The organism is Marivibrio sp. (genome assembly GCF_040218065.1).
Classification (GTDB): Bacteria; Pseudomonadota; Alphaproteobacteria; order UBA8366; family Aestuariispiraceae; genus Marivibrio.
This window is the reverse complement of sequence record NZ_JAVJQE010000012.1, coordinates 42,124-68,173: the sequence shown is the minus strand read 5'-3', so window position 1 is coordinate 68,173 and position 26,050 is coordinate 42,124. Positions and strand designations below refer to the sequence as shown.

Here is a 26,050-nt window from a genome sequence, read left to right as displayed (position 1 = left end):
CCGCCGCCGGCAGGTGTCCCCGCGAAGGCGGGGACCTTTTTCGCCGCGCAAAGCGAAAACGCCTGATCAGGTCGATGGAGGCCCCCGCCTTCGCGGGGGCGCCGAGCGCGCCTTGACGGCGAGGCGTCATCCTGGGCGGTCGGCCGGCCGACCCGGGATCTCGACGGGCGCTCGCCTGCCGCCAGATCCCGGCTCTCCGCTTCGCTCCTGCCGGGATGACAAGATCGTTCCGGTCCGCTGATCCGTCTCCCGATCTCCGCTCGAAAGGCTCCCACCATGCCTGACGCCCCCCGCCTTCTCACCCCTGATCTGACGCTGGCCGACTGGCGGGCGATCGCCGACGGCGCGCCGGTCGCGCTCGACCCCGCCTCGAAACCTGGCGTCGACGCCGCGCAGGCGACGGTGGCGCAGATCATCGCGGACGGGCGCACCGTCTACGGCATCAATACCGGCTTCGGCCGTTTGGCTAAGACGTCAATTTCGCGCGACAAGCTGTTGGATTTGCAGAGCAATCTGGTGATGAGCCATGCGACGGGGACGGGCGCGCCGCTGCCGGAGCGCACGGTGCGGCTGATCCTGGCGCTGAAGGCGGCCAGCCTGGCGCGCGGTCATTCCGGCGTCGCTTGGGAGACCATCGCGGCGCTGGTCCGCCTGATCGAGACCGAGACCTATCCGGTGATCCCGGCGAAAGGGTCGGTCGGCGCCTCGGGCGATCTGGCGCCGCTGGCGCACATGGCCTGCGCGCTGATCGGGGTCGGCGACGTGACCCGCGGCGGGCGGACCCTGCCGGCGGCCGAAGGGCTGGCCGAGGCTGGAATCGCGCCGCTGACGCTGGGGCCGAAGGAAGGGTTGGCGCTCTTGAACGGCACGCAGGTCTCGACCGCGCTGGCGCTGGTCGGTCTGTTCGCGGCCGAGGACGTCTTCGCCGCCGCGGCGGTCGCAGGCGCGCTGTCGGTCGACGCCGCCAAGGGCTCCGACGCGCCGTTCGATGCGCGCATCCACGCCGTGCGCGGCCATCGCGGGCAATCCGAGATGGCGGCCCTGTATCAGGATCTGATGCGCGGCAGCCGCATTCGCGAAAGCCATCTGGATTGCGACCGGGTCCAGGACCCGTACTCGCTGCGTTGCCAACCGCAGGTGATGGGCGCGTGTCTGGATCATCTGCGCGTCGCCGCATCGACCTTCGAAACCGAGGCCGCGGCCGTTTCCGACAACCCCCTGGTCTTCGCCGACGCGGGCGATGTCTTGTCCGGCGGCAATTTTCACGCAGAGCCGATCGCGCTTTCCGCCGACGTGCTGGCGATCGCGCTGTCGGAGGTGGGCGCCATCTCGGAGCGCCGCACCGCGCTCCTTATGGATCCCGCCTTGAGCGGCCTGCCCGCCTTTCTGGTCGGCGACGGCGGGGTCAATTCGGGCTTCATGATCGCCCAGGTGACGGCTGCGGCGCTCGCCAGCGAGAACAAGACGCTGGCCCACCCGGCCAGCGTCGACAGCCTGCCGACCAGCGCCAATCAGGAGGATCACGTCTCCATGGCGACCTTTGCGGCGCGTCGGCTCGGCGACATTGCGGAGAATACGGCCGGCGTCGCGGCGGTCGAACTGCTGGCCGCCGCCCAGGCGATCGACTTCCACCGCCCGCTTGAGACCTCGCCCGACTTGAAGCGCGCGATGGCGCTGATCCGCGAGCGGGTTCCGACCTACGAGGCGGATCGCTTCTGGGCCCCCGACCTGGCGGCGATCACAAAACTTGTGCAAAGCGGCGCGTTCAGAGCGTTTCTCCCGGCGGATCTTCTGCCAAGCGGCTGAGCGCGCCCCTGACCCGGGCGACGACGCCGGTCCAGTCGCCGATCGTGCGCTGCCGAAAAAGCCGCATGGTCGGGTACCAGGGCGTGGTCTCCAGGCCCCGCAGCCAGCGCCATTCGCCGCCGAAGGCGATCAGGGTCCAGACCGGCCTGCCGAGCGCGCCGGCCAGATGCGCGACCGAGGTGTCGACGCTGATCGTCAGATCCGCCGCCTGCAGGATCGCGGCCGTATCGGCGAAGTCGGCGATCTCGCCGCCATGATCGAAGACGTTCGGCCGGTCGCGATAGGCGGCCAGCTCCTCGCGCCGCGGGCCGAGCTGGACGCTGTGGAAATCGACGCCCTCCACCTCGAACAGCGGGGCGAGGCGATGAAGCGGGATCGATCGGTAGCAGTCGTCCGAATGGTTGGGCCGCCCGGCCCAGACGATCACGACCGCAAGGCGCGCGCCCTCGCTCTTCGGCAGGGCGCGCCGGCGATCGTTCGGGACGCTGAGATAGGGAGTCTCGGACGGGACGGTCTCCAGCGTCGTGCCGAGGCGATGGGGCAGCGACAGCAGGGGGACCTGCAGGTCATAGCCCACCGACACGTCCTGCATCTGCAAATGCACGACGCGGTCGACGCCTGGCAGCGTCTCCATCAGCGGATGCAGCGCCGGCTCGGTGAGGAAGGTGATCTCGGCCTCCTCCCCGACCCGGGCGCGCAGCAGCGGCAGATAGCGGCAGAATTGCAGCGTGTCGCCGAACCCCTGTTCGACATGGACCAACAGGCGCTTCGCCCCGATCGGCTTGCCGTTCCAAAGGCCGCGATGGACGTCCGGCACGTTCGCCTTGAAGCTTTTCATGCGAAAGCGGCTCTCGTAGGCCGCCCAGCCGCGCTCGTACTGGCCGTCCATCAGCAAAAGCGCGGCTGGCGCGAAGAGCCCGCGCGGATGGTCGGGCTGCAATTCGCGCACCCGGGCGTAGGCGTCGGCCGCCTCCTGATAGCGCTCGCAGCGCATCAGGGCGTTGCCGTAACTGTAAAGCAGGTCGGGATCGGCGGGCGCGCGCGCCATCGCCTGCTTGAGCAGGGAGAGCGCCTCCACCGGCGCGCCGAGCTTAAGCGTCATGTGCGCCAGCCCTTTAAGCGCGCCGATCGTATCGGGCGCCAGCAGCAGCGCCTGGCGCAGATGCGCAGCCGCGCGCTCCGGATCGCCGTTGCGCTCCAAGGCCGCGCCCATGTTGACATGGGCGCGGACGTCGTCCGGAGCGAGCGCCAGCGCGCGCTCATAGGCGCCGACGGCCTCGCCCGCGCGGTCGAGCGCGTGCAGCAGATCCGCGCGCTTACGCCAGCCCTCGGCCCAGCCGGGCGCGCGCTCCAAGGCCTGGGTCAGAACGGCAAGCGCCTCCTCGCGCTGCGGCCCGTCCGGCGCGCGCATGAGCGCTTCGGCCTTGTTGGCGTAGGCGTCGATATAGCCTGGATTGAGCGCCAGCGCCGCGTCATATTCCGCGAGCGCGGCGTCTAGCCGTCCCTGTCGCGCCAGCAGATTGCCGAGATTGGCGTGCGCCTCCGCGAAGCCCTCGCGCGCCGCGATCGCTCGGCGATAGGCCTCCTCCGCCGCCTCCAATCGACCGAGCTCGACCAGGGTGATGGCGAGGTTGTTGAGCGCTTCGGGATGGCCCGGCGCGCGCGCCGTCGCACGCTCCAAGACGGCCAGCGACTCTTGCCTGAGGCCCGACAACCGCAGCAGATATCCGTAGGTGTTGAGCAGCGTCGGATCGTCGGCCCCCGGCGGCTCGGCGGTCAGCGCCGCCATCAGCTCCACAGCCTCGCGCCCGCGGCCGAGGCGCTGCAACGCGACCGCGCGCACATGGGCGAGCGCCACGCGCTCGGCCGCGGTTCCGCGACTCGCCTCGGCCCCCGCTTCGCCCCCCGCCCCCGTTCGGCTCGCGGCGGCCGGGCCGGACTCCGCGGCTTCGGCGATTTCGGCGGCCTCCGCCGCGCGCCCGTCCTGCAGCGCGGCGACCGCGCGTCGGTGCGCGGCCTCCAGCGCCGTCTCGCGATGCGTCGTCCCTTCGCTCACAGGCTGCTGCGCCCCCTTTCTCCGCCCGCCCGACGGCGTCGTCTTCGCCCGGCTTTCGGCAAGCCTAAGCGTCCACAGGCCGGCCGTCGTGAAATTTTTTCGATAAGAAACGTTCAACTTCCCGGTCGGCTCGCGTATAAACGGGCCAACCAAGAACATCGCAACAGGGATACGGAGGAGACTCGATCCATGAAAAAATCGACCTTCAAGACGGCCGTTCTGGCGGGCCTCGCCTTCAGCTTTCTCGGCGCGGAAGTCGCCCAGGCTGTGGAATGGAACGTCTCGCTTTGGGGCAAGCGGCGCGCCTTCACCGAGAATACCGAGAAGCTGGCCGAACTGGTGGCCGCCAAGACCAACGGCGAGTTCACGCTGAACATCTCCTACGGCGGCCTGTCGAACAGCCGCGAGAATCTCGACGGCATCTCCATCGGCGCCTTTGAGATGGCGCAGTTCTGCGCCGGCTACCATCGCGACAAGAACCCCAGCATCACGGTGCTGGAACTGCCGTTCCTCGGCGTCACCTCTCTGGAGCAGGAGCGTCAGGTCTCGATGGCGCTCTACGACCACCCGGCGGTGGTCGAGGATCTGGCCCGCTGGAACGCGACGCTGCTGATGCCCTCGCCGATGCCGCAGTACAACATCATCGGCATGGGCGACGCGCCGACGACGCTGGCCGATTTCGAGGGCCTGTCGGTCCGCGCGACCGGCGGCATCGGCGCCGCGATGGAGGCCGTCGGCGCCGTCCCGACCTCGATGTCCGCGTCCGAGGTGCGTCAGGCGCTGGACAGCGGCGTCGTGAAGGCGGTCGCCTTCGCCCCGCACGCGCATATGGCCTTCGGCACGGTGGAGAAGGCCGACTGGTGGACCACGAACCTGAACCCGGGGACGGTGAACTGTCCGGTCGTGGTCAACACTGACGCGTTGAACGCGCTGTCGGACGCGCACCGCGAGGCGCTGCTCGGCTCGATCGACGAGGCGCTCGACCACTACATCGACAATTACGAGAACAACACGATGGGCAAGTGGGGCCCGACGCTGGACGAGCGGGGGATCGAGCGGATCACCTTCTCTGACGAGGCGCTGGACGCCTTCCGCAACAAGGTCGCCGGCCCGGCCGCCGCCGACTGGGTCAAGGAGATGTCGGACGCGGGCCTGCCGGCCGAGGAGCTCTACGACTTCGCCAAGGCGAAGATCGCCGAGTTCGAGTGACCGACTGACCTGAGCTGAAAAGCCCCCGCCGCCGCGCGCCGACAAGCGCGCGGCGGCGGGGTTGTTTCTTATCGACGTTCTGGCGGTTACGGGGGAAACGCGCGTGGCGATCGGCAGCACGGTCCTGACGGACGACAGCCTTCTCAGCCGCCTCGACCGGAAGCTCAACAAGCTCGAGAAGTTCCTCGCGCTGTTGAGCGGCCTCGCGGTGCTGTCGCTGATGGCGCTCGCCGTGGTCTCGGTCAGCGGGCGCAATTTCTTCAACCAACCCCTGCCCGGCTATGTCGATTGGATCGAACAGATCTTGCCGCTCATCGCCTTCATGGGCATCGCCTACACCCAGCGCGACGGCGGCCACATCCGCATGGACATGGTGGTGACCGCGCTGAAGGGACGCGCGCTGTGGACCGCGGAATTGATCAGCGTGGTCCTGATCCTGATCGTCATGATCCTGCTGGTCTGGGGCAGTTGGGCGCATTTCGAGCGCAGCTTCGATTTCGGCTCGCCGATGTGGAGTCGCGACAGCTCGATGGACATCGCGCTGCCGATCTGGCCCGCCAAGCTTTTGGCTCCGGTCGCCTTTTCCGTGCTGTGCCTGCGTCTGCTGGTGCAGATCTGGGGCTATGTCCGCGCGATCGCGCACGGCGACGACGAACCCGTCGCCGTGCCGCTGGTCGAGGACGCGGCCGCCCAGGCCAAGCGCGAGGCCGGCCACGTCTCCGGCCACGATGAATAGGGAAGCCGCCTGATGGAGCCGCTGGATATCGGCATCGTGGTTACGGGCGGCCTCCTCGTCCTGGTCGTACTGGGCATGCGGGTCGCTTTCGCGGCCGCGATGGCGGGCATTGTAGGCCTTGTCTGGATCTTCTGGGCGAAGGCCGGCTACGCGCCCGAGCGCTTCCTGTGGGCGCTGTCGGTCGCGGCCAAGACCGCCGGTCAGGTGCCGCACTCCAAACTCTCGAGCCAGGCGCTGTCGCTGATCCCGACCTTCGTGCTGATCGGCTATCTCGCCTATTACGCAGGCCTGACGCGCGCGCTTTTCGAGGCCGCCAAGCGCTGGATCGCCTGGGTGCCGGGCGGGCTCGCGGTCTCCACCGTATTCGCGACAGCCGGATTCGCGGCCGTGTCGGGCGCGTCCGTCGCGACCTCCGCCGTCTTCGCGCGCATCGCGATCCCGGAGATGCTCAAGATCGGCTACGACAAGCGCTTCGCCGCCGGCGTCGTGGCGGCGGGCGGCACGCTCGCCTCGCTGATCCCGCCGTCGGCGATCCTCGTCATCTACGCCATCATCGTGGAGCAGGACGTCGGCCGGCTGCTGCTGGCGGGCTTCATCCCCGGCGCGTTCTCGGCCGTCGTCTACGCGACCCTGATCATCGGCATGGCCATGCTGATGAAGAATTTCGGCCCGCCGGTCGGCGGCTTCACCTGGCGCGAGCGCTTCTCGGCGCTGCCCGGCGCGCTGCCGATCTTCTTCGTCGTCTTCATCATCATCGTCTTCATCTACAACCCCTTCGGCGGCGACGCCTGGGGCACGCCGACCGAAGGCGGCGCCTTGGGCGCGGCGGTGGTCTTCCTGATGGCGCTCTATCGCGGCATGCGGTGGGCCGAGCTCAAGGACGCCCTGTTGGAGACCGCCAAGCTTTCCGCGATGATCTTCACGATCATCTGGGGCGTGTTGATCTATGTGCGCTTCCTCGGCTTCGCCGACCTGCCGGCCTCGTTCGCCGACTGGATCGCAGGGTTGGAGCAGTCGCCGATGCTGACCTTGATCCTGATCCTGTTGGCCTACGCGATCCTCGGCATGTTCATGGATGCGATCGGGATGCTGCTGCTGACGCTGCCGGTCGTCTATCCGGCGGTGATGGCGTTGAACGGGGGCGAGTTCGTCTCGGCCGCCGACAGCGCCTTCGGCATGTCGGGACCGATGTGCGCCGTCTGGTTCGGCATCCTCGTGGTCAAGATGGCGGAGTTTTGTCTGATCACGCCGCCCATCGGCCTCAACTGCTTCGTCGTCGCCGGCGTGCGCGACGACGTGTCCGTGCAGGACGTCTTCAAGGGCGTCATGCCCTTCTTCGTGGCCGACGGGATCACCATCGCGCTGCTCGTCGCCTTCCCGGCCATCGTGCTGTGGCTGCCAAGTCAGGTGTAAAGGCCGTCGCGCTGCGCGATCCCGACGATTGGTATTACCGCTTGCGCGAAATAGGGCGCGGCCTATGCTTACTCCCGCGTGAGGCGGCTGAGACCGCCCTTTGTGCAAGAACAACAGATCAGTGGAGGAACTCCATGACCCGTAATTTCGTCGCCGGCCTTGCGCTGGCGCTCGCTGTCGGGGCCGGCCCGGCCCTGGCTCAAGACCGCGAAGGCTGGCCCGACAGCTTCACGGTCGGCACCGCCTCGCAGGGCGGCACCTACTTCGCCTACGGCTCCGGCTGGGCGAACCTCGTCGCCGACGAGCTCGGCATCTCCGGCGGCGGCGAAGTCACCGGCGGCCCGATGCAGAACATGGCGTTGGTTCACACCGGCGAGGCCGCCTTCGGCATGACGACGATGGGTCCCGCGGCGGAGTCGATTGAGGGATCCAATCCGATCGCGCCGGGCCTGCAGATGACCAACGCCTGCGCAATGTTCCCGATGTATCAGACGCCCTTCTCGATCACGGCGCTGTCGAGCTCGGGCATCACCTCGATCTCGGAGATCCCGGACGGGGCCAAGATCGGCTTCGGTCCGGCCGGCTCGACCTCGGACACCTACTTCCCGCGCATGCTTGAGACGCTCGGCGTCAACTTCGAGCGGCGCAACGGCGGTTGGTCCGACTTGGGCGGCCAGCTGCAGGACGGCCTGCTGGACGTCATCGCCTTTGCGGCCGGCGTGCCGGTTCCGGCGGTCAGCCAGCTCGAGGTTCAGACCGACGTGAACATCATCGAGTTCACCGAGGAAGAGCAGGCGACCATTCTCGAGGCCTTCCCGGTCTCGGAGTTCGAGATCGCGGCCGACACCTACGCCACGCTGGAGGCGCCGGCGCGCTCGGTATCCATGTGGAATTTCGCGATCGCCAACTGCGACCTTCCGGAGAGCTTCGTCTACGCGGCGACCGACGTCGTGATGTCGGACAACGAGCGCATGGTCTCGATCCATCGCGCCGCTCGCTCCACCGTCCCGTCGAACTGGGACAAGAACAAGGTCATGAAGTGGCACCCCGGCGCGGCCAAGTGGTTCAACGAGAACGGGGCCTCGATCGGCGCCGACATGATCCACGGCGGCTGATCGCCTGATCGACGCGACGTCGGGCCGCCCGCCCCGCACGGGCGGGCGGCTGCCGTCGCACTCTTTGCGAATATTCCCACGCTGAATCGTTTCTCGATTTCTTCACCTTCAGGGGACCGGGAATGGCCGCCCACGGCGATGACAAGCCCGACGCGAAACAGGACGACGACCTGCATCTGATCGCCCAGGGCGTCGACGAGGTTCCGGTCGAGGAGAACCGACGCCTTTTCGACGGCCGCATGATGACGGCGATCACGGTGGCGGCGGCGGTCTATGCGGCGTTTCACATGGCCGCGCTTAACGGTTTCGGCCTGTCCGCGATCACCTTCGGGCTGATCGACCCGCCCTTCCTGCCCGACTTCCCGATGGAGACGTGGAACTTCCGCATCACCCACGTCGCCGGCGCGCTGGCGCTCGGGTTTCTGTGGTACGCCGGCGCCGGATTCGTCGGCGAGGGCGAACGCGGCACACGCTTGTTCGACGTTCTCGGCTACCTGCTGCTGATCCCGGCCTTCGTCGCGCTGGGCGCGTCGATCTGGTTCGGCGTTCAGATCGCCGGCGGGGTCAGTTGGAACGGCATCGACCCGACCATCAAATTCAACGAGACGTGGATCTTCGGCGCGCCGCTGGTGGGCGCGACGGCCGGCGCCATCCTGCTGGGCTGGGTCGACAAGACGCCGCGCAACCGGATCGCGGCGCCCGATCTGGCGCTGACGGTCTGCGGCGTTGCGGTGGCGACATACCTCATCACCATCTACGGCACCCTGATGCGCAACTCGACCGGCACGCCGTTCGCGCCGATCGGCATCAGTCTGGCCGCGGTCGCCGGCACGTTGTTGATCATGGAGCTGACGCGGCGGGTCGCCGGGCTGGCCTTGATCGTCATCGCCACGATCTTCCTGATCTATGTTTTCGTGGGCGAGCACCTGCCTGGCTTCCTGCAAAGCCCGGCGGTCAGCTGGCAGCGCTTCTTCAGCCAAGTCTATACCGACGCCGGCATCCTGGGGCCGACCACGGCGGTGTCCTCCACCTACATCATTCTGTTCATCATCTTCGCGGCGTTCCTCCAAGCTTCCAAGGTGGGCGACTATTTCGTCAATTTCGCCTTCGCCGTCGCCGGGCGCGCGCGCGGCGGACCGGCGAAAGTGGCGATCTTCGCCTCAGGCCTGATGGGCATGATCAACGGCACCTCGGCGGGCAACGTGGTCGCCACCGGCTCGCTGACCATCCCGTTGATGAAGAAGGTCGGCTACAAGCCGAAGACCGCCGGCGCAATCGAAGCCGGCGCGTCGACCGGCGGACAGATCATGCCGCCGATCATGGGCGCCGGCGCCTTCATCATGGCCGAGATCACCGGCATCCCCTACACCGACATCGCCGTCGCGGCGATCATCCCGGCGATCCTTTATTTCGTCTCCATCTTCTTCATGGTCGATTTCGAGGCCGCGAAGCTCGGCATGCGCGGCATGCGCGACGACGAACTTCCGCGGGTGAAGGCGTTGGCGAAGCAGGTCTTCCTGTTCCTGCCGATCGTGATTTTGATCGCGGCCCTGTTCATGGGCTATTCGGTGATCCGCGCCGGTACGCTGGCGACCGTCGCCGCCGCCGTGGTCAGCTGGCTGACGCCCTACCGCATGGGTCCGCGCTCGGCCTTCAAGGCCTTCGAGCTGGCGGGCTCCATGTCAATCCAGATCATCGCGGTGTGCGCCTGCGCCGGCATCATCGTCGGCGTCATCTCGCTGACCGGCGTGGGCGCGCGCTTCTCGAACCTGCTGCTGGGACTGGCGGAGGCCTCGCAGCTCCTGGCGCTGGTCTTCGCCATGCTGATCGCCATCCTGCTGGGGATGGGCATGCCGACGACCGCGGCTTATGCGGTCGCCGCCTCGGTCGTCGCGCCGGGCTTGGTGGAGCTCGGCATCCCGATGCTGACGGCGCATTTCTTCGTCTTCTATTTTGCGGTCGTCTCGGCGATCACGCCGCCGGTTGCGCTGGCCTCCTATGCGGCCGCGGGCATATCGGGCGCGAACGCGATGGAGACGTCGGTCGCTTCCTTCAAGATCGGCATCGCGGCCTTCATCGTGCCGTTCATGTTCTTCTACAATTCCGCGCTGCTGATGGACGGGGGCACGCTCGAGATCGTGCGCGCGGGCGCAACCGCCGTGGTCGGCGTCTTCTTACTGTCATCCGGCGTGCAGGGGTGGTTCCTCGGCGGGCCGGCCGCTTGGTTCCTGCGCATCGCCTTGGCGGCGGCTGCGTTATTCATGATCGAAGGCGGCCTGATCACCGATCTGATCGGGATCGGGCTGGCGATCGCAACCTTCCTGATCCAACGCCTCTTCCGGCCGAAGGCGGAGGCGCCGACGCTGGTGCGGGGGCCGGATTGAGCGCTTTCGACCGCCGGTATGACGCCCTCAGGCTGGAACGCCCCCAGCCGGAGGTCCTGCTTGTCGTGATGAACCGACCGACCGCCCGCAACGCCTTCAACACGGCGATGGCGACAGAGTTGCTCACCGTCTTTCAGGCGCTGGCGCATGAGCCGGACGGCGTGCGCGCCGCCGTGCTGACCGGCGAAGGCGACCGCGCCTTTTGCGCCGGCGCCGACTTGAAAGAGCGACGCGGCATGAATGAGGCCGCCTGGCGCGCGCAACACAAGATCTTCGAGGATATGGCCCGCGCGATTTTGGACTGTCCGATCCCGGTGATCGGCGCGGTCAACGGCGCGGCCTTCGGCGGCGGCTGCGAATTGGCGTTGGCGTGCGACTTCGCCTATGCGGCGGACGACGCGCGCTTCGCGTTGACCGAAACCTCGATCGGGCTGATCCCCGGGATCGGCGGCACCCAGCTTTTACCGCGCCGGGTCGGAACCGCCCGGGCGAAAGAAATTCTTCTGAGCGCCCGTCCCTTCTCGGCCGAAGAGGCGGCGGCCTGGGGAATCGTCAACCGGCTGTGCGCGCGTGAAACGCTGGTCCCGGAGACGCTCGCCACGGCTGCGCGGATCGCCGCCAACGCGCCGCTGGCCGTCGCGCAGGCCATGCGGGCCGTCGACCAGGGCATGGAAAGCGGCCTTGCCCAGGGGCTTGCGGTCGAGCTCGATTGCTACGACAAGCTGGTCGGAACCGAAGACGTCGCCGAAGGCGTCGCGGCCTTCAACGAGAAACGGCAGCCGGTCTTCAAAGGTAAGTGACGGTTTCCTCATGCAGATGACGCTCGACCGGGATTGGCCCGACATTCGCGCCGCGGTGGCGAAGATCTGCGCCGACTTCCCCGGTTCCTATTGGCGGGAGAAGGACCGCGAGAGCGCCTATCCGGCCGAGTTTGTCGCCGCCTTGACCAGAGGCGGGTGGCTCGCCGCGCTGATCCCCGAGACCTACGGCGGCGCCGGACTGCCCTTGCGGGCGGCCGCCGTGATCCTGGAGACGATTCACGCCTGCGGCGCGAACGCGGGGGCCTGCCACGCGCAGATGTACATCATGGGCGCGCTGCTGCGCCACGGCACGGCCGCGCAGAAGGAACGCTGGCTGCCGCAGATCGCCGCGGGCGATCTCACGCTGCAGGCCTTCGGCGTAACCGAACCGACGACCGGCTCCGACACCACGCAGCTCAAGACCCGCGCGGTGAAAGACGGCGATCGCTACATCGTCACCGGCCAGAAGGTCTGGACCAGTCGCGCGCGCCAATCCGACCTGATGCTGCTGTTGGCCCGCACCACGCCGATCGAGGCCTGCGCCAAGCGCAGCGAGGGGCTCTCGCTGTTCCTGATCGATCTGCGCGAGGCGCGCGGAAACGGGCTGGAAATCCGACCGCTGGAGGCGATGATCAACCATAATTCCAACGAGGTCTTCTTCGACGACCTGGCGATCCCCGCCGACAGCCTGGTGGGCGAAGAGGGCGCAGGTTTCCGCTACGTCTTGGACGGGATGAACGCGGAACGGATCCTGCTCTCGGGCGAGGCGCTCGGCGACGCGCGCTGGTTCCTGGAGACGGCCTGCGCCTATGCGCGCGAGCGAGTGGTCTTCGCCCGGCCGATCGGCGCCAATCAGGGGATCCAGTTCCCGCTGGCGCGCGCGCACGCGCAGAGCGAGGCCGCCGACCTGATGGCCCGCAAGGCGGCCGCGCTGTTCGACGCGGGCGCGCCCTGCGGGGCGGAGGCTAACATGGCGAAGCTGCTCACCAGCGAGGCGGCCTGGGCCGCGGGCGAAGCCTGTTTCCAGACCCACGGCGGTTTCGCCTTCGCGCGGGAGTACGACGTCGAGCGCAAATGGCGCGAAACGCGCCTGTTTCAGACTGCGCCGATCTCCACGAACATGGTGCTGGCCTACATCGCGCAGCACGTCATGGGGTTGCCGCGTTCTTATTGACGGGCGCCTTGCAGCTTGAGCCGGCGGGCGCCTCCGGCCTATGCTTGCCGCCCCTGGGGAGGGTCCGGCCGGTCCGCGCCGTCAAGCGGCCGTTGCAAGCGTCAAGGACGGGCAGGATGACGCGCGCTTCTCTCTTCCGTCGATGGTCGGCGCCGTGCCTTTTCGCGGGGTTGGCGCTGGCCGCCGCGCCGACTGCGGCGCAGCAGGTGATCGCGCCGAACCTTTCCGAGGCGGCGGCGATGGAGAACACGCGCCCCATCGCGGTTAACCAGCTTGAGCTCGAGCGACGCTTCGAGTTCCGCGAAGAGCAGCGCGGCGCGCATGGCGTCGTCTATCGGTTGGAACGCCCGACACGGGTGGGCCGCCAGACGCTGCAGCTCGGCTACAGTCACGAGGGCGAGGCGAAAATCGCGCGGTTGGCGCTGCAACTTAGCGACAATGCGACCGTCAACCGTCTCGTGCTGACCGACGCGGTGGAGATGCTGGCCGAGACGCTGCGCCCCCAATGGACCACCGCGCGCCAGAACGCGGCCGTCGCGCTCGAGGGCGCCTTCGCCGACTGGAGCGCCGACAAGCCGGATTCCGCGTTGGCGTTGGAAACCGATCGACCGGGAGAGACCGCAGCCTTGCGCCTCTACCCCTCGCGCGCGATGGCGACGGTGGATCTGCGCCCCCGCTTGCCGCGCTACCGTTTGCTGGACCAATCGGCGACAACGCGGTTGCTGGAAGATTCGACCCTGATCATCCGCCCCGCAGACGGCCGCCCCCCCTATCGCGCCTATCATGCGCCGGACCGGCTGCTTTCCGGTCAAGCGGATGGGGCGGACGGGCTGGACACCGGGTCGTGGCGTGTGGCGGCGGACGGAACCTATTGCGTCGAAATGGCCCCGACCGCCGGATGGCGCTGCAGCGTGCTGGTTGATGTCGGGGATGGCGGCTACGCCATGATGGACGCCGTGGAGGGCCGCCCGACGGGCGTGATCCGCGCCCGGCTCGATTTCGACCCGGGCAACCCGGAAAGCTTTTTCGTCGCGCGCGTCGCCGACACGCTGCCCTCGGACATGGTCCTGGAGTTGACGTCGAATCACACGGAGCGCCGCCGCCCCGCCGACGGCGGCCCGCCGGTGACCGTCTACTTTCGGCCGGACGGCACCTTCAAAGAAGGGCCGGAAGAAGGACGCTGGAACATTCTGCAGGACGGGCGACGCTGTTGGAAGGTGGAGGCGCCGGACCCGGGCCCTTGGCGCTGCGTCTTCCTGCGCGAGGAATACGGGGCCTATTCGCACGTCGACGAGGGCGGCGAAATCCTCGCCGAAGCGCTGATCGAAGAGGGTAACCCGCGAGGCTGGTGAGACGGGCTGAGACGGCGGGGCGCGCCCCCTACCACGGCAGCAGCCCCTCGATCGCGCGCACGAGCTTAGGGTCTTCAGGCTTGGTCAGCGGCGCGAACCAGTCGACGAAGCGACCGTCGGGGCCGATCAGATATTTGTGGAAATTCCACCAGGGGCGGCGGCCGAAGAAGCCCGCCTCCTGCTTGATCCAGCGGTAGAAGGGATGGGCCTCGGGGCCGGTCACGTGGACCTTGGCCGCGATCGGAAACTCGACGTCATATTCCGACTGGCAGAAATAGCGGATCGCCTCGTCGTCCTCCGGCTCCTGGTCGGCGAAATCGTTGCTGGGCACGGCGAGCACGGTGAGCCCGCGATCGCCGTAGCGCTTGTGCAGGCGCACCAAGCCTTCGTACTGGCCGGTGAAGCCGCAGCGCGAGGCCGCGTTGACGATCAGGATCGGCCCGCCCGCGCAGTCGGCGAGTTCAAGCCGCCCGCCGCCGTTGAGGTCGAAACCGAAGGCGTGCGCGCCGGCCCGCCGCGCGGACTTTGGTTCGCGCGGGGCGTCGCCTGCCGGGCTGTTGTCCAAGGGTGCTGTCATAGACTGTTCTACGTAAGCGCACAGCCTTCGGATTGAAAGGGTCAGCGGCGATAGACGGCGACGCCGCCCAATTCGGCGAGTTTCGCCGATGCGCCGACCTCATCCGCGGCCAGTTCGAGAAACGGCGCGCCAAGGAGAAGACTGAGAAAAAGAGCCGGCGTTCGCCCGAGCGCAAAGACACATCCCCCGCCGCCCCCAGTCTCTCTGTAAAATGGTCGCGGTCCGAGGACACGCCGCATTCGTGGTCGATTGAAGAGCCCGGCCCGCTTCATCGGTTGTCATCGACCGACGCGCCCCTATAGTGCGCGCTTATGTTCCCGACCCTCTTCTTCCGCCTGAAATCCGCCGGCGTGCCGGTGACGTTGCGCGAATATCTGACGCTGTTGGAGGGCGTGGAGAAGAACGTCCCGGAATACGACCTCGATCGCTTCTATTATCTCGCGCGCGCGTCGCTGGTGAAGGACGAGCGCTATCTGGACCGCTTCGACGCCGTCTTCGGTCAGGTCTTCGAAGGCGTGGCGAGCGATCCGGGCGTGGAGGCGACGGCGCTGCCGACCGAGTGGCTGATGAAGCTCGCCGAAAAGACGCTCTCCGAAGAGGAGAAGGCGATGGTCGAGGCGCTGGGCGGCTTCGAGAAGCTGATGGAGACGCTGAAGCAGCGTCTCGCCGAGCAGGAGAAGCGCCATCAGGGCGGGAGCAAATGGATCGGCACGGCCGGGACCAGCCCCTTCGGCGCCTACGGCTACAACCCCGAAGGCGTGCGCATCGGTCAGGAGGAAAGCCGCCACCGCCGCGCGGTTAAGGTCTGGGACAAGCGCGAGTTCAAGAACCTCGACAGCGACGAGCCGCTCTCAAACCGCAACATGAAGGTGGCGCTGCGCCGGCTGCGGCGCTTCGCACGCACCGGCGCGAATTTCGAGCTGGACCTGCCCGACACGATCCGCAGCACGGCCAAGAACGGCGGCTATGTCGACATCCGCTGGCGGCGCGAGCGGCATAATGCGGTCAAGATCCTGGCGCTCTACGACGTCGGCGGTTCGATGGACGACCACATCCTGGAAAGCCGCAAACTGTTCGACGCGGTGGGCGCGGAGTTCAAGCACGCGGTCCACCTTTATTTCCACAATTACGTCTACGAGCATCTGTTCGAGGACATGCGCAACCGCTGGCGCAGCGCGATCCCGACCTGGGACGTGATCCGCACCTATCCGCGCGACTACAAGCTGGTGATCGTCGGCGACGCCACCATGAGCCCCTACGAGATCGCCTATCCCGGCGGCAGCGTGGAGCATTGGAACGAGGAGCCGGGGCGGGTGTGGATGCAGCGCCTGCTCGACCATTTCGACAAGGCCGTGTGGCTCAATCCGCAGCCGGTCGAGCGTTGGCGCTATCACCAGTCGGTGCATATGGCGATCGAGCAGATGGAGGGGCGCATGCACCCGCTGACGCTTTCCGGCCTGGACGCGGCGATGCGGGATCTGTCGTGAGGGATCGAGGCGGACCCGGTTTCTTGCGCCTGCAGCGCGCCCCCGCGAAAGCGGGGGCCTCAGGCGGCCAACCGCTAAGCGCGCGCGATCGCGCAAAGGTCCCCGCTTTCGCGGGGACTCCCGTTTGGGCGCCGTTCCTCGCGGGGTCCGTCGTGACGGGACGGCGCGAGCGCGATCTGGACCGCCTGCAGCGCGCCCCCGCGAAAGCGGGGGCCTCAGGCGGCCGGCCGCTAAGCGCGCGCGATCGCGCAAAGGTCCCCGCTTTCGCGAGGACTCCCGGTTGACCCCCGCCCCCGCCCGCGCGCTCGGCCCCGCCGTCGTGCTCGGCTCCGCCGCCGGGTTCGCGATGAACACGCCGATCGCGCCGCTGGTCTACGCCGACGGCGGGAACGCCGCGACGCTGATGGTGGCGCGCACCGGGGCGGCCGGGCTTTTGGCCCTGCTGGTCCTGATCGCAGCGCGCCGCTTGCCGCGCATCCCCCGGGCGGCGTGGCCCGCGCTCGCCTGCGCGACGGTCAGCCTGGCGGCGCAGGGGCTGGGCTATCTCGGCTCCGTCGCCTTCATTCCCGTCGGTTTGGCGGCGGTGATCTTCTTCACCTGGCCGATCATGATCGCGCTGATCGACCCGCTGCTGGGCGGGCCGAAACTCCGGAGGCTCGACGGGCTCGCCTTCCTGGTCGCCTTCGCCGGTCTTGCGCTCGCCATCGGGCCGTCGCTGGAGACGCTTGACCCGCGCGGGATCGCGTTGGCGCTGCTGGGAGCGGTCGGGCTGGCCTCCTTCTTGCTGTTCAGCCGTCATGCGCTGACCAGCGTGCCCACCATGACCGTCAGCCTGACCGCGAATTTCGGCGCCGTCGCGATCTGCGCCCTGGCCGCGCCGATGCTGTTCGGCGGCCTCTCCTTCCCCGGCGGCGAGACGGGGCGCCTTGCGATGGCGGCGGTGTGCGGCTTCTACACGTTGGCGCTGCTCTTGCAGTTCACGGCGTTGAAGATCGCCAGCGCGCCGACGATCGCGATCCTGTTCAATCTGGAGCCGGTGATCTCTATCCTGGTCGCCGCCGCGCTGCTTGGCGAAGTGCTCTCGACGGATCAATATGTCGGCGGCGCGCTGGTCGTCGCGGGGCTGCTCCTTTATAGCCGCCCGGGCAAAAGAGCCGCGCCTTAGCGGCGTCTTTTCCGATCCGTTTAAAGGGGGTAGCGTTTCACCCATGCATCTGACGACCCAACAAGTGGAAGAGTTCGACGAGCGGGGCTATCTGCTCTTCCCCGGCTTGCTGGACGCGGAGGAAGTCGCGGTCCTCAACGCCGAACGCCCTGGCCTCTACGCCCGCACGGGCGCGGAGGTGGTTCGCGAAAAGACCTCGGACGCGATCCGGCTTGTCTACGGCGCGCATGAGTATTCCGAGCCCTACCGCCGGCTTTGCCGCCTGCCCCGCCTGCTTGGGCCGGTGGAGCAGTTGCTGCGGGATCGCGCCTACATCCACCAGAGCCGCCTGAACCCGAAACAGGGCTTCACCGGCGGCGCGTGGAACTGGCATCAGGATTTCGGCACCTGGCACCGCGAAGACGGGATGCCCGAGCCGGTCTGCGTTATGACCGCGATCATGCTGGACCCGGCCAATGCGGTGAACGGCCCGCTGCTGGTCGTCCCCGGGTCGCACCGTCACGGCGAGGTTCAGGAGGTCGCGCCCGAGGCCGACGCCAAGGGCTACACCGTCATGCAGATCAGCGAGACGACGCTGCAGTCGCTGGCGGAGGACGGCGGGATCGAGCCGCTGTGCGGCCCGGCCGGCACCGTCGCCTTCATCCATTGCAACCTCGTCCACGGCTCGGCCAACAACGTCAGCCCCTGGCCGCGGGCGATCATGTACATGAACTATAACAGCGTGACCAACCTGCCGACGGGCGGGAACGACCGCGCCTGGTTCCACAACAACCCGGACCGCGCGGCGCTGGCGCCGACGGACGACGATGCGCTGCACGAGTTGGCGCGCGAGGCCGCCGCGCGCGCCGGCTGACGGCGAAGAAGGAGAGGGAAAATGCCCGACGATCTGCGCCAGGATCTGAGCCCGCCGACGCGGACGCTCGATTGCTCGGAGGCCGAGTGGAAGATGCGCGTCGATCTGGCGGCCTGCTACCGCCTGATCCATCACTACGGCTGGACCGATCAAATCTACAACCACATCACCGCGCGCGTGCCGCACGGACCCGGGGAAGAGGATCGGCACGAGATCCTGATCAACCCCTACGGCCTCGCCTATGACGAGGTCTGCGCCTCCAATCTGGTGAAGATCGATCTAGACGGCGCCGTCCTCGACGGCTCGGAATACGGGATCAACGCGGCCGGCTACACCATCCACAGCGCAGTCCACGGCGCGCGGCCGGACTTGGTCTGCGTGCTGCACACTCACAGCCGAGCCGGCGTCGCGATTTCCTGCCTGGCCGAGGGCTTTCTGCCGATGACGCAAGGCGGCTTCCAATTTTACGACAGGCTCGCCTATCACGATTACGAGGGCATCGCGCTCGACCTGTCGGAGCGCGAGCGTCTCGTGGCCGACCTTGGCGATAAGCACTCGATGATTCTTAAGAATCATGGGCTTCTTACCTGCGCGGGAAGCGTTGCGCGCGCATTCTCGCGACTGTACTATCTGGAGCAGGCGTGTCAGGTCCAGTTGGACGTGATGCAGACCGGGCGGCCGATCACCCTTCCCCCGCCGGAGGTGTGCGAGCACACCGCACAGCAGTGGGAATCAAACGAGGCCGCCGCCGGGTCGAGCGAGGCGGTGCCGGAATGGCCGGCCTATCTGCGCATGCTGGATCGGATGGACCCCAGCTACCGCAGCTAACCCCGCCGCCCGCGCGTCGTCGAAGCCCGATGGGATCGGGCGCGCCGGCCGGGGTGGGGATCCCGAAACTGCGAAAGGCCTTGATCGGTCATGGCGGGCGACGTCGCCGGGCGATGGATGCGTGCGGGCGCACTGGCGCTGGCGGCGCTGGTTTTCACCACGGCTGCGGACGACGGCCCCGCGCGCTCCGAACAGGCCGGCGGCTACACCCGCGAGGGCAGCCGGCCGGCGGTGCGCCTGCAAGAGGATTTGGGCGACTACGACCGCGGCGAGTACCTGGCCGAACGGCTGGACTGCATCAAGTGCCACGGCCCCGCCGGCTACGGCGAGAAGCCGGGCTGGCCGAAGCTCGCCGGGCAATATGAGCAGTATCTGCTGAACGCCATCAGGAATTTCCGCGACGGAAACCGCCCGCACGCGTTCATGTCGCTCTACGCCGAACAGCTGACCGAGCGGGTAATCCACGATCTCGCGCTTTACTACGCCTGCCAGACGGAGAATCCGGGGGTAGGGGACGAGGAGCGCTGTCCGCAGTGAGGCCGGGGCGGACTGCCGGGATGACCCGCCATGCTCAGAATCGCGGCGGCCCTCACCCCACCCCGATCGCCGCCCGCACGTCGGGGTCGCGCAGGCTCATATCCTCGCCGGCGTAGGCCGCGCCCGCGTCAGTGCAAAGGTAGGCGATCGCCTTCGCCGCCCAGTCCGGCGGGATATGGACGGCGGGGTCGAGTTCGCTGACCGGATTGATCCCGGAGGCCTTGATCGCGACCTGCATGTGCGTGCGCACCGTGCCGGGGCTGAGGCCCGTGACGCGAACGCCGCTTTCGCCCGCCTCCAACTGCGCGCAGCGTGTCAGCATCAGGGCCGCCGCCTTGGCCGCGCAATAATGGCTCCACCCCTCCAGCGGGCTCGTCGCCGCGCCGGAGCTGACGTTGACCACGACGCCGGCGCGCCGCGCGATCATGCCCGGCAGCACGGCCCGCAGCCCGTGATAGACGCCCTTAAGATTGACGTCGATCGTGTGGTCCCAGCCGGCCGGGTCACTTTCCGTAAGACGCGCGATCGGCTCGATCAGGCCGGCGTTGTTGACCAGAATGTCGGGCGGGCCGAAACGCTCCTCGCACAGGCTGGCGGCCGCGTCGACGGATTCCCATTCGGCGACGTCGCAGACTTCGGCCAGCGCGCGACCGCCGGCGGCTTCGATCTCGCCCGCGATCCGCTCGATCGCGGCCTCGTCGCGCGCCAGCAACAGCACCGCCGCGCCGCGCGCGGCCAGTTCGCGCGCCGTCGCCTCGCCGATGCCGCGGCTGGCCCCGGTGACGATGGCGGTCAGGCCGTCGAAATCCTTGTCGCTCATGCCGTCTCCCCTCATGCTGTCGGGCTGCAGGCCTTGCAGCCCGCGCCGTGCAACGATATCTCCCCGGCAGGCTACGCGACAAGGAACGAGCGATCATGAGCGAGCGCGACAGCATCCACATCATCGGCGGCGGCCTCGCCGGCTCGGAAGCGGCCTGGCAGGCCGCGGAGATGGGGGCGCGCGTGGTGCTCCACGAGATGCGGCCGGTGCGCAAGACCGACGCTCACCACACCGACCGGCTGGCGGAACTCGTCTGCTCCAACTCCTTTCGGTCCGACGATCCGGACTTCAACGCCGTCGGTTTGCTGCACGAGGAGATGCGGCGCTGCAATTCGCTGATCCTGCGCTGCGGCGACGCCGCCAAGGTGCCGGCCGGCGGGGCGCTGGCCGTCGACCGCGACGATTTCGCGGCCCGCGTCAGTCAGGCGATCGAAGACCACCCCAATATCGAGATCCGCCGCGAGGAGGTGGCCGGGCTGCCGCCGGCCGAGTGGGAAAGCGTCATCGTCGCGACCGGCCCCCTCACCTCGCCCGGATTGAGTCAGGCGGTGCTGGATCTGACAGGGGAGACGCAGCTCGCCTTCTTCGACGCGATCGCGCCGATCGTCTATCATGAGAGCATCGATTTCTCCCGCGCCTGGCGCCAATCACGCTACGACAAGGGCGACGGGAGCGACTATATCAACTGCGCGATGGACAAGGCGCAGTACGAAGCCTTCATCCAGGCCCTGATCGACGGCGAGAAGACCGCGTTCAAAGAGTGGGAGAAGGACACCCCCTATTTCGAGGGCTGCCTGCCGATCGAGGTGATGGCGGAGCGCGGCGTGGAGACGCTGCGCTACGGCCCGATGAAGCCGGTGGGCCTGACCAATCCGCACAGCGACGAGCGCCCCCACGCGGTCGTCCAGCTGCGCCAGGACAATAAGCTCGGCACGCTCTACAACCTCGTCGGCTTCCAGACCAAGCTGAAATACGGCGCGCAGAAAGACATTTTTCGCATGATCCCCGGACTGGAGGAGGCCGAGTTCGCCCGGCTCGGCGGGATCCATCGCAACACGTTCCTGAACAGCCCGCGGCTGCTCGACGAGCGGCTGCGCCTCAAGGCCGATCCGCGCATGCGCTTCGCCGGTCAGGTGACGGGCGTCGAAGGCTATATCGAAAGCGCCGCCATCGGCCTGATCGCCGGACGCTACGCCGCTGGCGAGCGGCTCGGCGTCGACCAGCCCGCGCCGCCGGCGGAGACCGCGCTGGGCGCGCTCGTCGCCCACATCACGACCGGCGCGGACGCGGCGACCTTTCAGCCGATGAACGTGAACTTCGGCCTGTTCCCGCCGCTGGCCGAAGAGATCGGGGTGACCAACAAGAAGCAGCGCCCGCGCGGCCGGGCGCGCAAACAGCTGCTCTCCCAGCGCGCGCTCGCCGCCCTCGACGGCTGGATCGGCCGGCAGGCGGAGGCGGCGGAGTAGCGGCGACGCGCCGGCCCTCCTCCCGACACGCCGTCAAGTCAGTCCGTCCTCCAGCCGTCCCCGTGAAGGCGGGGACGTGTCTCGCGCCCGCGCCGCCGCCGGAGCGCGCTGAGCAAGCCCCCGACTTCGCCGGGCCTCACCATGGGCGAGCTGACTTAATGACATCGCCGTTTTAAAGTCGCGACGCCCCGCTTAAAACAACGACATCTGCCCGCCCTTGCCCGTCTTGGGGTCGGATTGGGGCTCGGTGGGCTTCTCCTCTTCCTCCGCCGCATCCAGATCGATCGGCTCAAGCAGGCTCTCATCGTCGTTGCGCACGTCGTTAAGGCGCCGGTCGACCGCGTGGAAGGTCATCCGCCGGGCGCCGGCGTAGGGCTGGAGAAGCGCCTCCGCCTCTGGCTGCGGCGCGCCGAGCCAGGCCTCGAACATCTCGCGGTCCAGGATCACCGGCATGCGGTGATGGATGTCGGCGATTTCGGGCGCGGCGTCGGTGGTGACGATGGTGCAGCTGTCGATCTCGGAACCGTCCTCCGACTGCCAGCGCTCCCACAAGCCGGCGAAGGCGAAGGGCTCGCCGTCCTCGAACAGGATGCGGAAGGGCTGCTTCTTGCCGCCTATCGTCTTCCATTCATAGAAGCCGTCCGCCGGCAGAAGGCAGCGCCGGCGCTGGAAGGCTTTCTTGAAAGCCGGCTTCTCGCGCACCGTTTCGGCGCGCGCATTGATCATCTTGGCGGCGATGGAGGCGTCCTTGGCCCAACTTGGGATCAGGCCCCAGCGGCAGACGGCGCTCTTCGGCCCGCCTTCCGCCTGGTCCTGATCGCGCAAGCCGTCGCCGCGGCGCACGGTCAGGACGGCCTGGGTAGGCGCGATGTTGTAGCGCGGCGGCAGGTTCGGCAGCTCCTTGAAGCCGAACAGCTGGCGCATGCCGTCGACCGGCGTGGTCAGCGAATAGCGTCCGCACATGGACTTTCTCTCCTTACCGTCGCAGCTTTGACCGCCCGATATAGCAAGAGCTCAGTCGTCGCGAAACAGCGCGCGCGCCTGCAAGGCCCGGCCGGCGATGGTGATCCAGCAGATCGCGGCAAAGCCGTAGGCGAGCCACTGGAAGTGCTGCGGCGCGAGGCAGGCGAGGATGAAGAACAGGATCGTCTCCGTTCCTTCCGCCAGACCGCCCATATAGTAGAAACTCTTGGCCCCGCGCGCCTCTGTCGAGAGGCCGCGCTTGGCCGCGATCGTCGCAAACGCGAGGAAGCTGGAGCCGGTGCCGAAGAAGCTGACCATCAGCGCCGCCGCGGCGATTGCGTTGGCGTCCGGATCCGCCAGCAGGAAACCCAGGAGCACGGCCGCGTAGAAAATGAAATCGCTGACGATGTCGAGATAGCCGCCGAAATCCGTCAGCCGTGAATGCCGCGCGACCGCCCCGTCCAGTCCGTCGCACAGCCGATTGACGAGGATGAGCGCCAGCGCGAGCCCGTAGGCTTGGTGCGCCAACGCCCAGACCGCGCCCGCCCCCGGGATCAATGCGAAGAGGGTCACGCAATCGGCGCTGACCCCGATCCGCGCGAGTAAAGCGCCGAGCCGGTCGAGCGGCGGGTCGATGATCGTGCGCATCGCAGCGTCGAGCATGGGCGCGCCCCTTTCCTTGAGGTCCGGTCATCCTGCCCCAGGCGAGCGCCCTCGGCCATAGGCTGACGGCGACGCGGAAGTCTCCGCGCACGCCGTCCCTTCCGCACCGTCCGCCGATCCCGGCGCGGGCCGTCTGAGGCCCCCGCCTTCGCGGGGGCGCCCGGAGTAAGATGAAGATGTCTCGGGAGTCCCCGCGAAGGCGGGGACCAACCGCACCCTGCGCCGAGGCCGGGGTAAGCCGCCGACGGCCGCGCTTTCGCGAGAGCCCCCACGCCCGGCGTCGATTATGACGAAGCGAAGACTCTTTGCCTTTGACAGGAAAAGCGCTCTCGCTATATCTTGTCACTCGTTCGGCGGGGAGCACAGTATATAGTGTGGTTATCCCCGGGTTTCGAAGAGACCGCCTTGTGGATAACGGGGATCGAACAGGCCTCGGGCGGCTCAGCCCCGGAAGACGGGCGATCGCCGGCCGATGCGGCTCGGAGCACCTGTGGACAAGCGCCGGGAGAACCGGCGAACGACAACGGGATTCCGCGGACGGCGCAAGCGAAACCGTCCGATCCGCGGGGCAAGGACTGGGGGATTTGAGACGTGCCTGATGGGTCCTATAAAGCCAGCGACGAGAGCCGCGCGGCGGTGAAGCAGGATGTCGACGACGCGCTGGCGCGCCTGCGCGACCGGGTGGCGGCCGAGGGCGGCGTGCTCGATCTGGGCGGCGATGCGGCCGCGCACAGTCTGAGCGACGACGATCTGATCGGCGATCTCGACATCGACGTGCGCGACCACAAGCAGAACGATCGCGGGATCAACGTCCTCGTCGACCGTGAACGGGATTCCAACCTGACGCCCTTCGGCCTCGCCACGGTGGAGGACCGCTATCTCCTGCCCGGCGAGGAGCCGCAGGACATGTTCGCGCGCGTGGCGATGCATTTCGCCGACGACAGCGCGCACGCCCAGCGGCTTTACGACTACATCTCCAAACTCTGGTTCATGCCGGCGACGCCGGTGCTGTCCAACGGCGGCGCCAAGCGCGGTCTGCCGATCAGCTGCTTCCTGAACGAGGCCAACGACAGCCTGGAGGGCATCGTCGGCCTGTGGAACGAGAACGTGTGGCTGGCCGCCCGCGGCGGCGGCATCGGCAGCTACTGGGGCAATCTGCGCTCGATCGGCGAGACGGTCGGCCAGAACGGCAAGACGTCGGGCGTCGTCCCCTTCATCCGGGTGATGGACTCGCTGACGCTGGCGATCAGCCAGGGCTCGCTGCGCCGCGGCTCGGCCGCGGTCTATCTGCCGATCTGGCATCCGGAGATCGAGGAGTTCCTGGAGATCCGGCGGCCGACCGGCGGCGATCCGAACCGCAAGGCCCTCAACCTACATCACGGCGTGCTGCTGACCGACGACTTCATGCGCGCGGTCGAGGCCGACGAGGATTGGAAGCTGCAGAGCCCGAAGGACCGCAGCACCATCCGCAAAGTGCGCGCCCGCGACCTGTGGATCCGCATCCTGACCGCACGGATCGAGACGGGCGAGCCCTACGTCGTCTATATCGACCATGTGAACAATGCGCGGCCCGAGCATCAGAAGCTCGCCAATCTGGAGGTAAAGACCTCCAACCTCTGCTCCGAGATCACCCTGCCGACCGGCAAGGACATCTGGGGCGAGGAGCGCACGGCGGTCTGCTGCCTTTCCTCCCTCAATCTCGAGAAATATCTCGAGTGGGAGGGTGAGCCGCAGTTCATCGAGGATGTAATGCGATTCCTCGACAACGTGCTGCAGGACTTCATCGACAACGCGCCGGACGATTTCCGCCGCGCAAAGTACTCGGCGATGCGCGAGCGCTCGGTCGGCCTCGGCGTGATGGGCTTCCACAGCTTCCTGCAGAGCCAGATGATCCCCTGGGAGGGGGTCATGGCGAAGGTCTGGAACAACCGGATGTTCCGCCACATCCGCGGCCAGGCCGACGCGGCCTCCGTGACGCTGGCCGAGGAGCGCGGGGCCTGCCTCGACGCGGCCGAGTTCGGCGTGAAGGAGCGCTTCTCCAACAAGATGGCGATCGCGCCCACCGCCTCGATCTCGATCATCTGCGGCGGCGCCTCGCCGGGGATCGAGCCGATCGCGGCCAACAGCTTCACCCACAAGACGCTGTCGGGCAGCTTCTCGGTGCGCAACAAGCACCTGAAGGCGCTGCTGGCCGAGAAGGGCAAGGACGACGACGATGTCTGGTCGTCGATCTCGATCAACGAAGGCTCGGTCCAGCATCTCGACTTCCTGACGGACGAGGAGAAGGACGTCTTCAAGACCGCCTTCGAGATCGACCAGCGCTGGCTGATCGAACATGCGGCCGACCGCGCGCCGCATATCTGCCAGGCGCAGTCGCTCAACATCTTCTTGGCCGCCGACGTGCATAAGCGCGAGCTGCACCAGCTGCACTTCCAAGCGTGGAAGAAGGGGATCAAGAGCCTCTACTACTGCCGCTCCAAGTCGATCCAGCGCGCGGAGGCCGACGCCGCGATCCTGAAACCGCGCTCGGACGCCGCGGCCGGCTCCGTCGCCGTGCCGATGATGGGCAAGGTCGGCGGCGGCAAGCCCGAGGGCCCGCCGGATTACGAAGAGTGCCTGAGCTGCCAGTAAGCGGCCCGGCCCGGA

21 protein-coding genes are annotated in these 26,050 nt (G+C 67.8%); 16 read left to right on the top strand and 5 right to left on the bottom strand.

The features are described 5' to 3' along the window. Positions 1-276 precede the first annotated feature (276 nt). Positions 277-1,806 (top strand): histidine ammonia-lyase, encoded by a 1,530-nt coding sequence (gene hutH / locus RIB45_RS11805; protein WP_350050476.1) that lies wholly within the window; start codon positions 277-279, stop codon positions 1,804-1,806. Here the strand turns inward: hutH and RIB45_RS11800 are convergent. Beyond that, complete coding sequence (locus RIB45_RS11800) at positions 1,766-3,862, bottom strand: tetratricopeptide repeat protein (protein ID WP_350050475.1); 2,097 nt, start codon at positions 3,860-3,862, stop codon at positions 1,766-1,768. The two genes, hutH and RIB45_RS11800, sit on opposite strands and share 41 nt — an antisense overlap. A 189-nt stretch (positions 3,863-4,051) precedes the next feature. Between RIB45_RS11800 and RIB45_RS11795 the strand changes: the two genes are divergently transcribed. The 8 genes from RIB45_RS11795 to RIB45_RS11760 all read left to right on the top strand — a co-directional run bounded on the left by RIB45_RS11795 (position 4,052) and on the right by RIB45_RS11760 (position 14,045). Then, entirely contained in the window at positions 4,052-5,071 is a 1,020-nt protein-coding gene (locus RIB45_RS11795; protein ID WP_350050474.1) for a C4-dicarboxylate TRAP transporter substrate-binding protein, read from the top strand. A gap of 103 nt (positions 5,072-5,174) precedes the next feature. After that, entirely contained in the window at positions 5,175-5,807 is a 633-nt protein-coding gene (locus RIB45_RS11790) for a TRAP transporter small permease subunit (protein ID WP_350050473.1), read from the top strand. A 12-nt stretch (positions 5,808-5,819) separates the two neighbouring features. Beyond that, positions 5,820-7,220: a TRAP transporter large permease gene (locus RIB45_RS11785; RefSeq protein ID WP_350050472.1), complete on the top strand. Its 1,401-nt coding sequence runs from the start codon at positions 5,820-5,822 to the stop codon at positions 7,218-7,220. A gap of 134 nt (positions 7,221-7,354) precedes the next feature. After that, the gene (locus RIB45_RS11780; protein ID WP_350050471.1) at positions 7,355-8,335 is read left to right on the top strand and encodes a TAXI family TRAP transporter solute-binding subunit; all 981 of its coding nucleotides are present in this window, start codon (positions 7,355-7,357) and stop codon (positions 8,333-8,335) included. 122 nt (positions 8,336-8,457) lie between these two features. Continuing rightward, entirely contained in the window at positions 8,458-10,719 is a 2,262-nt protein-coding gene (locus RIB45_RS11775; RefSeq protein WP_350050470.1) for a TRAP transporter permease, read from the top strand. Further along, a complete protein-coding gene (locus tag RIB45_RS11770; RefSeq protein ID WP_350050469.1) occupies positions 10,716-11,519 on the top strand; it encodes an enoyl-CoA hydratase/isomerase family protein in 804 nt (267 codons plus the stop codon). Before RIB45_RS11775 ends, RIB45_RS11770 begins: the two co-directional genes overlap by 4 nt. Positions 11,520-11,529: 10 nt before the next feature. Continuing rightward, on the top strand, positions 11,530-12,693 hold the full coding sequence (locus tag RIB45_RS11765; protein WP_350050468.1) for an acyl-CoA dehydrogenase family protein: 1,164 nt from the start codon (positions 11,530-11,532) through the stop codon (positions 12,691-12,693). 116 nt (positions 12,694-12,809) lie between these two features. After that, complete coding sequence (locus tag RIB45_RS11760) at positions 12,810-14,045, top strand: hypothetical protein (RefSeq protein WP_350050467.1); 1,236 nt, start codon at positions 12,810-12,812, stop codon at positions 14,043-14,045. A 28-nt stretch (positions 14,046-14,073) separates the two neighbouring features. Here RIB45_RS11760 and RIB45_RS11755 read toward each other — a convergent pair whose 3' ends face one another. Next, positions 14,074-14,622 (bottom strand): glutathione peroxidase, encoded by a 549-nt coding sequence (locus tag RIB45_RS11755; protein ID WP_350050466.1) that lies wholly within the window; start codon positions 14,620-14,622, stop codon positions 14,074-14,076. Between the two features lie 311 nt (positions 14,623-14,933). Here RIB45_RS11755 and RIB45_RS11750 point away from each other — a divergent pair, with 311 nt between their 5' ends. The 5 genes from RIB45_RS11750 (at position 14,934) to RIB45_RS11730 (ending at position 19,492) form a co-directional block, all read left to right on the top strand. Continuing rightward, positions 14,934-16,109, top strand: a complete 1,176-nt coding sequence (locus tag RIB45_RS11750) for a vWA domain-containing protein (protein WP_350050465.1) — start codon at positions 14,934-14,936, stop codon at positions 16,107-16,109. Positions 16,110-16,389: 280 nt separating this feature from the next. After that, positions 16,390-17,274, top strand: a complete 885-nt coding sequence (locus tag RIB45_RS11745; protein WP_350050464.1) for a DMT family transporter — start codon at positions 16,390-16,392, stop codon at positions 17,272-17,274. A 43-nt stretch (positions 17,275-17,317) separates the two neighbouring features. Continuing rightward, positions 17,318-18,127 carry a phytanoyl-CoA dioxygenase family protein gene (locus RIB45_RS11740; RefSeq protein ID WP_350050463.1) on the top strand — a complete coding sequence of 270 codons (810 nt, stop codon included), beginning with the start codon at positions 17,318-17,320 and terminating at the stop codon, positions 18,125-18,127. A 21-nt stretch (positions 18,128-18,148) separates the two neighbouring features. Next, the gene (locus RIB45_RS11735) at positions 18,149-18,955 is read left to right on the top strand and encodes a class II aldolase/adducin family protein (RefSeq protein ID WP_350050462.1); all 807 of its coding nucleotides are present in this window, start codon (positions 18,149-18,151) and stop codon (positions 18,953-18,955) included. 90 nt (positions 18,956-19,045) lie between these two features. Next, positions 19,046-19,492 carry a c-type cytochrome gene (locus RIB45_RS11730; protein ID WP_350050461.1) on the top strand — a complete coding sequence of 149 codons (447 nt, stop codon included), beginning with the start codon at positions 19,046-19,048 and terminating at the stop codon, positions 19,490-19,492. A gap of 52 nt (positions 19,493-19,544) precedes the next feature. On the opposite strand, the gene RIB45_RS11725 is transcribed toward RIB45_RS11730, so the two are convergent. Beyond that, on the bottom strand, positions 19,545-20,312 hold the full coding sequence (locus tag RIB45_RS11725) for an SDR family oxidoreductase (protein ID WP_350050460.1): 768 nt from the start codon (positions 20,310-20,312) through the stop codon (positions 19,545-19,547). Between the two features lie 95 nt (positions 20,313-20,407). Here RIB45_RS11725 and trmFO point away from each other — a divergent pair, with 95 nt between their 5' ends. After that, entirely contained in the window at positions 20,408-21,778 is a 1,371-nt protein-coding gene (gene trmFO, locus RIB45_RS11720) for a methylenetetrahydrofolate--tRNA-(uracil(54)-C(5))-methyltransferase (FADH(2)-oxidizing) TrmFO (protein WP_350050459.1), read from the top strand. 192 nt (positions 21,779-21,970) lie between these two features. Here trmFO and RIB45_RS11715 read toward each other — a convergent pair whose 3' ends face one another. Together RIB45_RS11715 and RIB45_RS11710 are read right to left on the bottom strand one after the other, a co-directional pair. Beyond that, positions 21,971-22,741 (bottom strand): SOS response-associated peptidase, encoded by a 771-nt coding sequence (locus RIB45_RS11715; RefSeq protein WP_350050458.1) that lies wholly within the window; start codon positions 22,739-22,741, stop codon positions 21,971-21,973. 51 nt (positions 22,742-22,792) lie between these two features. Then, a complete protein-coding gene (locus RIB45_RS11710; protein WP_350050457.1) occupies positions 22,793-23,404 on the bottom strand; it encodes a CDP-alcohol phosphatidyltransferase family protein in 612 nt (203 codons plus the stop codon). A 774-nt stretch (positions 23,405-24,178) separates the two neighbouring features. Between RIB45_RS11710 and RIB45_RS11705 the strand changes: the two genes are divergently transcribed. Next, positions 24,179-26,035, top strand: coding sequence for a ribonucleoside-diphosphate reductase subunit alpha (locus RIB45_RS11705; protein WP_502882569.1), 1,857 nt, complete (start codon positions 24,179-24,181; stop codon positions 26,033-26,035). Positions 26,036-26,050 lie beyond the last annotated feature (15 nt).